Raw genomic sequence first — 12,479 nt, forward strand, 5'->3', positions numbered from 1 at the left:
CCCTTCCCACGGCTGGAACCCGAAACCCGGTGACGTGTGATCACGTAAGCCGGTGTCGCTGGACGGAGCACACGGGAAGACGCCCGAGGGCGTACCTGTCGTGGTTCGTCAGGTATGTCCGGCAGACTCAAACCCAGGTGACCGGCGTACCGGAAAGGGGCGCGCATGACCATCTGTAGCGGCGGGGTGTCCTGGGGAGGCCGGGTGTGAGGCGGATCGGGGTGGGGGAGCGGCGGGCGCGGCTGGGGGTGCGGCACCGGCTGGCTCGGGAGAGTCGTGCCGCGAGTGCCGTGGAGGTGGCGCGCAGCCTGGTGGCGTTGCATGCCACGGATCCGGCGACGGTGGTGATCTCGGCGCTGGCGCGACTGCGGGCGGGCGGGCCGGAGGCGGTGGAGAGCGCCCTGTACGAGGAGCGCACGCTGGTCAGGCTGCTCGGCATGCGGCGGACGGTGTTCGTGGTGCCGGTCGAGCTGGGGCCGGTGGTACAGGCGTCCAGCACCCGGGCGCTGATCCCGGGTGAGCGGCGGCGGCTGGTCAGGCTGATCGAGGAGCACGGCATCGCGGCCGACGGGGACGGGTGGCTGGCGGAGCTGGAGGACGCCACGGTCCGGGCGCTGGCGGCCCGCGGCCCGGCGACCGCGGCGGAGCTCGCGGCGGAGGTGCCGGGGCTGCGCGAGGAGATCACGATGCACCCGGACAAGAGCTACGGAGGGCGGCAGCGGCTGACCGGCCGGGTGCTGTTCCTCCTCTCGGCCGCCGGGCGCATCGTGCGCGGCCGGCCCGGCGGCTCGTGGCTCAGCAGCCAGTACCAGTGGGCCACCGCGGAGTCCTGGCTGCCGGGCGGCACGGCCGAACCGGCGGCCGACGTCGCCCAGGCCGAGTTGCTGCGGCACTGGCTCGCGGCCTTCGGGCCCGCCACGTCCGACGACGTCAGGTGGTGGACCCGGTGGACGGTCCGCGAGGTTCGGCGCGCCCTCGCGAAGGTCGGCGCGGCCGAGGTGGAACTCGACGACGGGACCACCGGCTACGTGCTCGCCGACGACCTCGAACCGGTGGCCGCGCCCGAGCCGTGGGCGGCCCTGCTGCCGGCCCTGGACGCGACCCCGATGGGCTGGGCGCAGCGGGACTGGTACCTGGGCGGACATCGGGCGGCGTTGTTCGACCGTACCGGGAACATCGGCCCGACGGTGTGGTGGGAGGGCCGGATCGTCGGCGGGTGGGCCCAGCGTAAGGATGGCGAGGTCGTGTTCCGGATGCTGGAGGACGCCGGCGCGGAGGCGGTCCGGGCGGTGGAGCACGCGGCGGGCGAGCTTCGGGGGCGGCTGGGCGGCATCCAGGTCACTCCCCGCTTCCGGACGCCTCTGGAGAAGGAGCTGACCGGGTGAGGCACTCGGACAGCCGGTTGCGCAGGAAACGGCGTTCGGCGTCGGTGGGGGCGAGGGCGAGCGCCGAGCGGTAGCCGTCGGCCGCCTCCCGGGTACGGCCGGCGCGGCGTAGCAGGTCGGCGCGGGTGGCGTGCAGCAGGTGGTAGTCGTCGAGCTGCCCGGCCCCGGCGATCGCGTCGACCAGGGGGAGCGCCGCCTCGGGACCGTCGGCCATGCCGATCGCCACGGCACGGTTCAGATCCACGACCGGGCTCGGTGCGATGCGCGCGAGCTGCGTGTACAGCCCGACGATCTGTGGCCAGTCCGTCTGCGCCGCGAGCGGCGCGGTCGCGTGGCACGCCGCGATGGCCGCCTGAAGCTGGAACGGTCCGGCGCGGCCCCGGCGTAGCGCTCGTTCGCAGAGCGCGGCGCCCTCCGCGATCCGCGCCCGGTCCCACAGCGTGCGGTCCTGCTCGTCCAGGGTGACCAGGTCGCCCGCCGCGTCCACGCGGGCCGGCCGCCGCGCGTCGTGCAGCAGCATCAGCGCGAGCATGCCCTGAGCTTCGGGCTCGTCGGGCATCAACGCCGTCACCACCCGCGCCAGGCGGATGGCCTCCTGGCACAGCCGGGCCTTCCGCAGGTCTCCGTAACCTTCGTTGAACAGCAGGTAGAGCACGTGGAGCACGGCGGGAAGGCGGTCCGGCAGCAGGTGCGCGGGCGGCACCCGGAACGGGATGCCCGCGTGCGCGACCTTCTGTTTGGCCCGGAAGATCCGCTGGCCCATGGTGCGTTCCGGCACCAGGAACGCGCGCGCGATCTCGGCGGTGCTCATACCGGCCAGGCTGCGCAGGGTCAACGCCACCTGGGCGTCGAGACTCAGCGACGGATGGCAGCAGGTGAACATGAGCTCCAGACGCTCGTCGGGGATCTCGCCGTCACTCAGGTAGGGCTGCGGCTCCGGGTCCATCGTGGCCGCCTCCCGTAGTTTCGCCGCCTCGGCCGACGCGCGACGCATGCGGTCGATCGCGCGGTGCCGTGCCGTGGTGGTCAGCCACGCCAGCGGCTGGTCAGGTATGCCCGATTCCGGCCACCTCTGGAGTGCCTTGGCGAACGCGTCCTGCGTGCACTCCTCGGCCAGGTCCCAGTCGCCGCCGGTGAACCGGATCATGGTGGCCACGATCCGGCTCCACCCTTCGGCGTAGATCCCGGTGATCCGGTCCCGGATCTGAGCTGTCACCGGCGTCGTCCGAACGCTAGTCCTCGTCATCCGGCCAGAACGGCCGCAGCTCGATCATCCCGGCCCACGCCATCGGGTGTCTGGACGCGACGTCGATGGCCTCGTCGAGGTCGGCGCAGTCGAGGATGTCGAACCCGGCCATCTGGTCCTTGGTCTCCGCGTACGGGCCGTCGGTCAGCAGCACCTCGCGGTTGCGCACCCGGACCGTGGTCGCGTCGCCCGCCGGCCGGGTACGGCTGCCCGCCAGCCGGATCCCCCTGTCGTCCATCTCCTTGACCCAGTCCTCCACATCCGGGGCGCCGTCGTCCTGGCCGGGCGTGTAGTTCGGGTCGGTGCACACCAGCATGAGGTACTTCATCGGGCTACTCCTGTCGTGAGATCGGCGGTGGCCATCGCGGCGATCGTGGTGGTCATGTTCCGGCAGAGGGTGACCAGGCGCCTGTCGAGCGCCCGCGGGTCGGCTTCGGCACTCGTGCGGGCGCCGCTGGCGCCGGGGCCATGGGTGAACGAGTGACCGACCCGGGTGCTCCCCGGCTCGTCGCCATCCGTGAGCTCGTAGCGCCACGCCGAGCCGACCAGGCCGGCGTGGTCCAGAACGGTCCAGGCGAAGACGCCCGGCCGTTCCGCTGCCGTGACCACGCAGGTCACCATACTTTCAAACCCGTCGGCGAACCGGTTACGGCAGGTGAACCGGGCACCCGGAGCCGCGCCGGCGCCGTCGCACCAGGCGCCGCCGGTGGCCTCCGGGCTCCACTCGCCGATCCGGTCCACCGCGGTGACCAGATCCCACATGCGCTCCCGTGGCACCGGGACGGTCAGCACGACCGCCACCTGTGCACCGGTGACCAGGTCCATGGGTGTTCTCCTCTCTCGTTCGTCAGGTGGATGACGAACGGGAGAGGCTCTCCACTACAGGCTCACCTCAAGATTCTTCCAAGCGGCTGCTCAGTGACCTTGGTCTGACGGCGACGCGGAGCCGGGGAGAGAGGTCACACGTGGGCGGGCTGGCGGCGTCTGAAGTGGAGGACCGCGGCGGTGAGGACTCCGGCGGTCAGGCCCCAGAAGGCCGAGCCGATGCCGAACAGGGTCATGCCGGACGCGGTGGCCAGGAACGTGACCACCGCGGGCTCGCGCAGGCGGTCGTCGGCCAGGGCGGAGGTGAGGGAACCGCCGATGGTGCCGAGCAGTCCGAGACCGGCGATGCCCAGGATGAGGGCGCTGGGCAGGGCGGTGAGGAGCAGGCCCACGGTCCCGCCGAGGAGTCCCACGCACAGGATGAACACGCCGGCCCACACGGCCGCCAGGTAGCGCCGCCGGGGGTCCGGGTGGGCTTCGCGGCCGGTGCAGATGGCCGCGGTGATCGCGGCGAGGTTGAGCCCGAAGCAGCCGAACGGCGCGAGCACCACGTTCACCGCCCCGGTCCAGGTGATCAGCGGCGAGATCGGCACGTCGTACCCGTCGTTGCGCAGGACCGCCACCCCGGGCAGGTTCTGCGAGGCCATCGTCACCACGAACAGCGGCAGGCCGATGCCCACGATCACCTGCCAGGAGAACTCGGGCCAGACGAAGACCGGTTGGGCCAGCGTCAGGTTCACCGTCTCCAGGCGCAGGGTGCCCTGTATCGCGGCCACCAGGATCCCGGCCGCCAGCGCGATGATGATCGCGTACCGGGGCAGCCAGCGGCGGCACAGCAGGTACGCGGCGAACATCCCGAACGCGACCGCGAAGTTTCCCTCCATCGCGGTGAACAGGCCGGCGCCGAACTGGACGAGCACACCGGCCAGCAGCGCCGCGGCCAGCGGCACCGGGATCCGGTTCATGACGCGTTCGAACCAGCCGGTCAGCCCGCTCAACGTGATCAGCGCCGCGGACACCACGAAGGCACCGATGGCCTGGGCCATCGGCACGCCTTCGAGGCCGACGGCGAGCAGCGCCGCCCCGGGCGTCGACCAGGCGGTCACCACCGGCGTCCGGTAGCGCAGGGACAGCCCGATGCAGGTCACTCCCATGCCGACGCCGAGCGCCAGCATCCACGAGCTGAGTTGCTCCGCGGTGGCCCCCGCCGCCTGGGCCGCGGTGAAGACGATCGCCGCCGAGCTGGTCACCCCGACGAGCACCGCGATCAGGCCGGCGGTCACCGCCGAGGCGGGCGCGAACCGGTTGACGGCCGCCATCAGGCCCCGGCCTGGCCTGGGCCGTCTCCGAACAGATAGCTCTCGATGGCCTCGTTGTACCGCTGCAACGCGTGCTCCTGGGTGCCGAAGCAGTGTTCCTTGTTGGCACCCGCCGAAAGGCCGATCTGAATCTCTCGGTAGATCTCCAAGTCCTCGTACTGTACCTGGTAGGTCAGCTTCCGGTTCTCCTCCCACCGCTCGGCGCCGTCCCCGGCGAGCGAGCCCTTCGGCACGATGAGGCGCAGCTTCACCAGCGTCCGGGTCGGTCCGAGCGGGTGCGCGGTCATCCACAGGAAGTGGTCGGACTGGTGCAGGACGGTCTCGTTGGGGAAAAGGGTGTGGATCACGTTGGCGACCGCGTGCAGCCGCCGGTCGGCGGGCGCGGTCCGGGTCACGAAGTTGATCGACCGTTTCGGCAGGATCGAGCGGAGATGGGGGCCGAAGCTGTCGAAGAAGAAGATCCCGTTCTCGAACAGCGGGTTGGCGCTCTTGGGGTGCAGGAACGGGAAGTGGTAGCCCTCAAGCGTCCCCTCCACGAACAGCTTCCAGTTGATCTCCCATTCGTGGCTCTCGGCCCCGTAGATCTCGAACGACTCCAGGCCGAGGTCGGCGAAGTCGGGCCGGATGCCGCCGAGGAAGCGGTCGAGGTCGGCCCGGTGCGGCGCCTCCTCCGGCATCAGCCAGACGAACCCGTGGGCTTCGACGGAGGGCAGCGCCACCAGGTTGCGCTCGCTTCTCTCCAGCGTGGGGAAGCACTGTTCGCTGGGCACGTTCACCAGGGTGCCGTCGGTGCCGTACTTCCAGGCGTGGTAGGAGCAGGTGAAGTTCTTGCGCCTGCCCGCGGGCTCCTTCTCCAGGCGCGCCCCCCGGTGCCGGCAGACGTTGAGGAAGACGTGGGCGACGCCCTCCCGGTCCCGGCTGACCAGCAGCGGACGGCCGAAGTGGACCATCGTCACGAACGTCCCCGGCTCGGGGAGTTCGGAGCCGTGCGCGAGCATGGACGGCACCCGGTGGAAGATCCGGTCGAGTTCCATCCGGTACCAGCTCTCCGACTGGTACCGCTCCAGGCTGATCCGGGTGTCGGTGTCGGTCAGCGCGAGATCCTTGCCCCGGACCCGGTCCAGGGCGTGGTCCAGCAGCCGCAGTTCCTCGGCACGGTCCATGGCTATCTCAGCTCCTCGAATCCGCTCCGGGCCACGATGTCGCGCATGACCTCGCTGGCTCCGGCGGCGACGGTGGCGGCTTGGGCGTCCTGCACGCGGCGGACGAAGGGGGACTGCGCCCGGAAGCCCTCGGCGCCGTGCAGGCGCTGGCAGTGTTCGGCGACGGTCCGGGCCAGCTCGGTCGCCTTCAGTTTGATCATCGAGCACTCGTTGATCGACAGGGGGTCGCGGGCGTAGCTCCAGGCGGCGTGGTAGGCGAGCTGGCGGGTGGCGGTCACCTCGGTGAGCAGGTCGGCCATCTGATGCCGGACCGCCTGCTTGGCGCTGAGCGTCGAGCCGAACATCTCGCGCTCCCTCAGGAACCGCCAGGTGGCCTCCAGCCGCTCCGCCGCGTCGCCGACCGCCGTGATCCCCGCGGCGAGCCGTTCCAGCTGCATGTTCTTCATGATCTGCATGAAGCCGGAGTTGCGGCGGCCGATCAGGTTCGCCTTCGGGACGCGTACGCCGGTGAACGTGACGTCGGCCATGCCCGAGGCCCGCCAGGAGACGCAGTCGTTGGGCACGACCCGGACGCCGGGGCTGTCGCCGTCCACCACGCACAGGGACAGGTCGCCCTGGCCCGTCGCCGACGCGCCCGTACGGATGGCGGTCACGAAGAAGTCGGCGAAGAGGCCGTTGACGATGAAGCGCTTCTCGCCGTCGATGACGAGGTCGTCGCCGTCGTCCCGGACCGTCGCCGCCAGCAGGGACAGGTCGGAGCCGGCCTGCGGTTCGGTGATCGCCAGTGCGGCGATCCTCTCACCGGCCACCGCCGGGCGCAGGTACCGCTCCCGGAGGTCGGCCGAGCCGCCGGTGCTCAGGTAACTCGTGGCCATGTAGGCGTGCAGGGCGACGGCGAACCGTACCCCGCCGAACCCCATGCGGCCCAGTTCCTCCAGGAAGACGACCGAGTGGAAGATGTCCTTCTCGGCTCCGCCGACGGAGCGCGGGTGGTTGAGGCCCAGCAGCCCCTCGGCCGCGAAGGCCAGCCACGCCGAGCGGGGCATCGTCCCGTCCCGCTCCCAGTCGGGGGCGTACGGGGTCACTTCCTTGCGCAGGAACGTGCGCACGGACTGCCGGAACGCTTCGTGCTCGTCGGTGAGATAGGGCGAGCCGGTCATGTCGCCATCCGCAGGGTGTGCAGCCGGGCGGCGATAGTCGCGACGAAGTCCTCCTGCCGCTCCTGGAGCACGAAGTGGCCGGCCGGGAAGGAGCGGATGGCGAAGTCCGCGGACGTGTGGTCACGCCACCCCACCATGTCCTGGTAGGGGTCGATGTCGTCGCGCTCTCCGCACAGCGCGAGGATCGGCGCGCCGACCCGGCCGGTGGACGCGACCCACGTCTCCGCGAGCCGCAGGTCGGCCCGCAGGACGCGGTCGAGCAGGGCCATCATGTGCCGGTTGGCCAGCACCTCCTCCGGGACGCCGTTCATCTCGCGGAGCCTGTCGGTCAGCGCCGGGCCGTCCATGCTGTGCATCGGCGGCCAGCGCGGCGGCACGCCGGGCGCCCGGCAGGCCGACACCACGAGGAGTTCGGGCGGGCGGTGGCCGTCCGCCTGGAGCCGGTGGGTCAGCTCGTAGGCCAGGCGCGCGCCGAGGCTGTGCCCGAAGAGCGCGTAGGGCCGCTGGACGACCTCACGGGCGAAGACACCGGCCAGCGTCTCGACGGCCTCCGGCCACGTGCCGACGGGCGGTTCGCGGAAGCGCTGTTCGCGCCCCGGCAGGCTGACCCCGGTGACCCCGACGTCCGGCGGCAGCAGCGCCTGCCAGCTCCGGAAGAGCTGCGCGCCGCCACCGGCGTACGGGAAGCAGAGGAGCTGGAGGGCGACCGGTGCCTCGCCGGAGAACCGGACGAGCGGTGTTCCCGGTGTCACCGCGGCCGTGTTCACGTGGTCGCGGACGCCGTCGCCTGGTCGATGGCCTTGGCCAGGCTGGCGACTCTGGCGTCCTCGTAGAGGGTCTCCGGGAGGAGGGCGTCCACGCCGAACCGCTCCTCCACCCGCGCCAGGAACTTGATCGCGGTGAGGGAGTTGCCGCCGAAGGCGAAGAAGTCGTCCTCCGAGCCGACCTCGGTGACTCCGAACAGCTCGGTCCAGATCTCGGCGATCGCTTCCTCGGTGGGCGTGAGACTCATCATCGGCTCCTAGCTTGCGAAGGGCCGCCCTCGTGAGCGGCCAGGAGGGCGTGCCGGTCGATCTTGCCGGTCGCCGTCAGGGGGAGTGCGTCGCAGAGGTGGACGCGGGCGGGCACCATGTAGGCGGGCAGCCGGGCGCGCAGGTGGTCGCGCACGGACGCCGCCGTGCACGCCGGGTCGTCGGTGACCACGAAGGCGAGCAGCGACCTGCCGCCGAGCGTGCTCACCGCGACGTGGCTCTGCCTGACCGCCGGGTGGCGGTTCAGGTGGTAGGAGATCTCGCCGAGCTCGATCCGGAAACCGTTGATCTTGACCTGGTCGTCCTTGCGTCCCTCGAAGGCGACGTCGCCGCCGGGAAGCAGGTGCCCGTGGTCGCCGGTCCGGTAGAGCCTCTCGGTCACGCCGTCGATCACCCGCTCGACGAAACGGTCGGCGGTCAGCTCCGGCATCCCCAGGTAGCCGGGGGACAGGCCGTCGCCGGCGAGCCAGATCTCGCCGCTCCGCCCGGGGGCGCACAGGGTCTCGCCGTCCACGACGTAGAGCCGCGTGTTCTGGATCGGCCGGCCGATGGGCAGGGAGACGACGTCGTCCGCCAGTTCGTCGACCGGGTGGAAGGTGGCGAAGGTCGTCGCCTCGGTGGGACCGTACACGCTCACCAGGCGTCCGGGACCGTAGGTCCGCAACGCCTCGGCGATGTGCCTGACCGAGTGGGCCTCGCCGCCGGTGAGGATCGTCCGCAGGCCGGAGAGGATCTCCGGCGCCTCGTCGATCACCGCGTTGAACAGGGCGGTGGTGAGGAACAGCACGGTCACGCCGTGCTCGCGCAGGACCTGTCCCAGCCGGGACAGGCGCACGAAGCCGTCGGGGTACAGGACGCACGTGCCGCCGCGCAGCAGCGCGCCCCAGATCTCGAACGTCGCGGCGTCGAACGTGACGGGGGACAGGTGAAGCAGGCGGGTGCCCTCGTCCAGGCGGGCGTACGTGGCGCCGTGCACGAGCCGGGCGATGCTCCGGTGCCGGATCGGCACGCCCTTCGGCCTGCCGGTCGAGCCCGAGGTGAAGTTGATGTAGGCGATGGCGTCGGCGGCCACCGCCACGCCGGGCCCGCGGTCCGCGGGCGGCGCGTCCGGTGCGACGACCTCGCAGTCCAGCCGCGCGCCCAGGTCGGCCCGGTCGGACAGCACCCAGCGGCAGCCCGACTCGCCGAACAGGTGGCGCAGCCGCTCGTCGGAGTAGGCCGGGTCGAACGGCAGGTACGATCCGCCGCACTTGAGGATCGCCAGCAGGGCGACGATCAGCTCCGGCGAGCGGGGAAGGCTGACCCCGACGGTGGAGCCGGGCGTCAGGCCGCGGGCCAGCAGTTCCCGGGCCAGGCCGTTGGCCAGCCGGTCGAGCTGCCGGTAGGTGAGCCCGCGGTCGCCCTGGACGACCGCGGGCGCGTCGGGCCGGAGGTCGGCGCACCTTTCGAAGAGCTCGGGCACGCCGCTCTCACGCGGATAGCCGACCGCCGTCTGGTTGATCAGGCGGTGGATCGCCAACGCCGGATCGGAGTACGCCAACCGCTGCACTGCCGGCTTTCCCGTTCAGCGCTTACGGAACGGGGTTCCGTTGACGGTCTGGTCGATGAAACGGTTGTGGCCGAACGAATCGGTTCCCGAGACCAGGACGCATCCGAATTTGTCCAGGGTGGCCTCGCCGCCGAATTCCTGAAGGGTCTCGGAGAACGGATAAACGCGCACCGAGGTCGGCAGATAACGACCCGCGAAGCCCAGGCGCATCTGGTCGGTCAGGCCGGCGTGCGGGTGGGATGCGTGCATCAGCGTGGACCAGAAGATGATGAACTGGCCCTGCCGCATGACCATGGACTTCGCCTTGGACTCGTCCGGGCTCCAGTTCGGATCCTTTTGCAGCTGCCGGTAGTCGTAGCCGAAGAAACCGCGCCGGACGCCGTTCTTCTCGACTTTCCCGATGGAGTCCGCGTCGTAGCCCATCACCTTGGACTCGTCGTAGTTCATCGTCTTGTGCGAACCCGGGATGAACTGTAGGCAGGCGGTCTCGACGCTGGCCTCGGTGAAGGCCGCCCAGACGGTGATGGTGCCGCCGAAGTCGGCGTCCTCGGGCCAGACGATCTGCGGGTGCTTGGAACCGGCGACGTTGGAGAAGTTGTCGGCCTGGTGCCAGTCGGTGCCCTCGTCACCCGGGTACTTCGGGAAGAACTCGCTGCGCCAGCACAGCACGTCGGGGCCGAGAAGGCTGGAGACCCGGTCCACGATCTCGGGCCGGGTGAGGTGGTCGGCGAGGAAGTCGACGTCGATGTGCCGGTCGTAGTTGGCCAGGTTCGTCACACCGGAGACGGTCCTGCCCTGGCCGTAGATGGCGTTCCTGGTGTTGAGCAGCTTCGGCCGCAGAGCCCTGAGGTTCTGCTCCATCTCCTCCGGTTCGTACAGGTCGAACGGGCCGATGTAGCCATCCCGGTGGAACTTCTCGATCTCTTGCCCGCTCAGCGCGTGGCTTTCCGTCAGTGCGCCCATCATTCACCTCGACGTCGCCGGAGAAATGCTCGAAGAAACGGCATTGAATTTCACGGTGAGGTGTCAAAGGCGTGCGCGCAGACGCCTTACCCCCGTTAAAAGCGTTCGATGGCCTGCTGTCCGGAAGAGGACCCCCTGTGCGGCAAAAGACTACGATCGCGCTCCGGCCGCCAACAAGAGAAATTTTGTGTGGCGTAGGTCACATCCGGGCTTCCGACGGCGAATGTGTCGATAAGTGACATGTTACCGTCGTCAGGACTTCTGACAGGGCGTCCTGTGCGAATCCGAGACGGCTGTCGGCTTTCTCACCTGGCATGCGGAGTCGTACGCGCCTGCCGTCCCGGAACGGTGTCAACAATTTACTGCCGGTATTCCGGCGAGTATGGGCTTTCCGAAACACCCCCGTTATGCGCGACCCGACCGGGCCGCCCACGGCATCACCCGGCGCCACGGCCGCACCTCGGCGGCCCCCCGCCCGTCAGCGCGGCGACACGGTGCCGTCCGCCGCCTCCTCCTGGCCGAACGTGATCACGATGTACCTGCCGTTGGAGTAGCTGACCACGGGCCGCCTGAGCAGGTCACCCACCCTGCGGGCGACCTTCTGGAACAACTCCACCAGCTCCGGAGTGTCGGCGCTCACCCTGAACCGGCCGCTCGCGGCGAGGTGCTCGGCGACGAGGGGAACGAAGGCCGCCTCGGCCCGCGCCTTCTCCTCCGCGTCGAGAGGGGTACGCCTGGGCGCGGGCTGCGTGCCGAGGGGGTGGGTCATCACTTCTCTCCTCGTGGTTGCCGGTCTCCAGAATGCACCATGAACGCGCGCCCCGCCCCTGCGAACAGCACCCACAGCCGGCAGGTCTGCACTGCCGGGGCGGGACCCCGGCTTCTGTAGTGTCAGGGCATGAGCCTCAGCGACATTCCGCTTCGCACCCTCGCGGACGCCCCCACCACCCTGGGCGAGCTGGCCCCCGGCAAGGCCGTCCTCATCGTCAACGTCGCCTCCCGGTGCGGCCTCACCCCGCAGTACAGCGGCCTGGTCAAGCTCCAGGAGGAGTACGGCACGCGCGGCTTCACGGTGGTCGGCATGCCCTGCAACCAGTTCGCCGGCCAGGAGCCGGGCACGGCGGAGGAGATCCAGGAGTTCTGCTCGACGACGTACGGCGTGGACTTCCCGCTGCTGGCGAAGGCCGACGTCAACGGCCCCGACCGGCACCCGCTCTACGCCGAGCTGACGCGGACCTCCGACGGGGACGGCGAGGCCGGCGACGTCCAGTGGAACTTCGAGAAGTTCCTCGTCGACCGCGAGGGCCAGGTCGTGGCCCGGTTCCGTCCCGGCACCGCCCCCGAGGACCCGGCGATCACCTCGGCCGTCGAGAAGCTGCTCTGAGCGCGGTCCCGAGGGCGGCGCTCCACTTCAGGACGTCACGGAGAATGAGGACGGCCCGCTGCCTGGGCGGCAGGTGCTGGAGCGCCGCCACGAAGGCCAGGCGGACGGTGTCCCTCGTCACCGCCAGCTCCGCCGGGTCCAGGCGGGAGTCCGGGATGGGGAGGACCCACCTGTCCGGCGGGAGCGGTTCGCCCAGCTCGGCCCCGGGTACGGCGGCGGGGCCGAGGTCCATGGCGCGGGCGCGGCGCTGCGGGCCGCGAAGCATGTCGAGGCAGACGGTGGTGGCCAGGTGGAACAGCCACGGGCGCAACGGCCCGCGCGCGGGATCGTACGTCCGCCACGCCCGGACGAACGTCTCCTGCACCGCGTCCTCGGCCTCGAACCCCGAGGCGAGCATGCGGTAGCAGTAACCGGTGAGTTCTCCGCGGTGCCGTTCGAGGTCCACGTCGTGCCC

At 70.7% G+C, this 12,479-nt stretch carries 14 protein-coding genes; 2 read left to right on the forward strand and 12 right to left on the reverse strand.

The features are described from left to right. Positions 1–206 precede the first annotated feature (206 nt). A complete protein-coding gene (locus QSK26_RS23775; protein WP_285777448.1) occupies positions 207–1,385 on the forward strand; it encodes a winged helix DNA-binding domain-containing protein in 1,179 nt (392 codons plus the stop codon). On the opposite strand, the gene QSK26_RS23780 is transcribed toward QSK26_RS23775, so the two are convergent. The 11 genes from QSK26_RS23780 to QSK26_RS23830 all read right to left on the reverse strand — a co-directional run bounded on the left by QSK26_RS23780 (position 1,339) and on the right by QSK26_RS23830 (position 11,410). Further along, entirely contained in the window at positions 1,339–2,601 is a 1,263-nt protein-coding gene (locus tag QSK26_RS23780) for an RNA polymerase sigma factor (protein WP_285777449.1), read from the reverse strand. The two genes, QSK26_RS23775 and QSK26_RS23780, sit on opposite strands and share 47 nt — an antisense overlap. A gap of 16 nt (positions 2,602–2,617) precedes the next feature. Continuing rightward, the gene (locus tag QSK26_RS23785; RefSeq protein ID WP_285777450.1) at positions 2,618–2,959 is read right to left on the reverse strand and encodes a YciI family protein; all 342 of its coding nucleotides are present in this window, start codon (positions 2,957–2,959) and stop codon (positions 2,618–2,620) included. After that, on the reverse strand, positions 2,956–3,456 hold the full coding sequence (locus QSK26_RS23790; protein ID WP_285777451.1) for an SRPBCC family protein: 501 nt from the start codon (positions 3,454–3,456) through the stop codon (positions 2,956–2,958). Before QSK26_RS23790 ends, QSK26_RS23785 begins: the two co-directional genes overlap by 4 nt. Before the next feature lie 134 nt (positions 3,457–3,590). Further along, entirely contained in the window at positions 3,591–4,775 is a 1,185-nt protein-coding gene (locus tag QSK26_RS23795; RefSeq protein WP_285777452.1) for a benzoate/H(+) symporter BenE family transporter, read from the reverse strand. Further along, positions 4,775–5,938, reverse strand: coding sequence for an aromatic ring-hydroxylating oxygenase subunit alpha (locus QSK26_RS23800; protein WP_285777453.1), 1,164 nt, complete (start codon positions 5,936–5,938; stop codon positions 4,775–4,777). Before QSK26_RS23800 ends, QSK26_RS23795 begins: the two co-directional genes overlap by 1 nt. A gap of 2 nt (positions 5,939–5,940) precedes the next feature. Further along, positions 5,941–7,098 (reverse strand): acyl-CoA dehydrogenase family protein, encoded by a 1,158-nt coding sequence (locus QSK26_RS23805; protein ID WP_285777454.1) that lies wholly within the window; start codon positions 7,096–7,098, stop codon positions 5,941–5,943. Further along, positions 7,095–7,850, reverse strand: a complete 756-nt coding sequence (locus QSK26_RS23810; protein ID WP_285777455.1) for a thioesterase II family protein — start codon at positions 7,848–7,850, stop codon at positions 7,095–7,097. Before QSK26_RS23810 ends, QSK26_RS23805 begins: the two co-directional genes overlap by 4 nt. Before the next feature lie 11 nt (positions 7,851–7,861). Then, the gene (locus QSK26_RS23815) at positions 7,862–8,110 is read right to left on the reverse strand and encodes a phosphopantetheine-binding protein (protein ID WP_285777456.1); all 249 of its coding nucleotides are present in this window, start codon (positions 8,108–8,110) and stop codon (positions 7,862–7,864) included. Continuing rightward, a complete protein-coding gene (locus QSK26_RS23820; RefSeq protein WP_285777457.1) occupies positions 8,110–9,678 on the reverse strand; it encodes an amino acid adenylation domain-containing protein in 1,569 nt (522 codons plus the stop codon). The genes QSK26_RS23815 and QSK26_RS23820 overlap by 1 nt, the downstream gene beginning before the upstream one ends. A gap of 15 nt (positions 9,679–9,693) precedes the next feature. After that, positions 9,694–10,641 carry a chlorinating enzyme gene (locus tag QSK26_RS23825; protein WP_285777458.1) on the reverse strand — a complete coding sequence of 316 codons (948 nt, stop codon included), beginning with the start codon at positions 10,639–10,641 and terminating at the stop codon, positions 9,694–9,696. A gap of 478 nt (positions 10,642–11,119) precedes the next feature. Continuing rightward, positions 11,120–11,410 (reverse strand): hypothetical protein, encoded by a 291-nt coding sequence (locus tag QSK26_RS23830; protein WP_285777459.1) that lies wholly within the window; start codon positions 11,408–11,410, stop codon positions 11,120–11,122. Between the two features lie 129 nt (positions 11,411–11,539). Between QSK26_RS23830 and QSK26_RS23835 the strand changes: the two genes are divergently transcribed. After that, positions 11,540–12,025 carry a glutathione peroxidase gene (locus QSK26_RS23835; protein ID WP_285777460.1) on the forward strand — a complete coding sequence of 162 codons (486 nt, stop codon included), beginning with the start codon at positions 11,540–11,542 and terminating at the stop codon, positions 12,023–12,025. Here QSK26_RS23835 and QSK26_RS23840 read toward each other — a convergent pair. Further along, complete coding sequence (locus tag QSK26_RS23840; RefSeq protein ID WP_285777461.1) at positions 11,997–12,470, reverse strand: sigma-70 family RNA polymerase sigma factor; 474 nt, start codon at positions 12,468–12,470, stop codon at positions 11,997–11,999. The genes QSK26_RS23835 and QSK26_RS23840 overlap by 29 nt on opposite strands. Positions 12,471–12,479 lie beyond the last annotated feature (9 nt).

The sequence above is a fragment of the Microtetraspora sp. NBRC 13810 genome (assembly GCF_030268685.1).
In the GTDB taxonomy this organism is placed as follows: Bacteria; Actinomycetota; Actinomycetes; order Streptosporangiales; family Streptosporangiaceae; genus BSRQ01.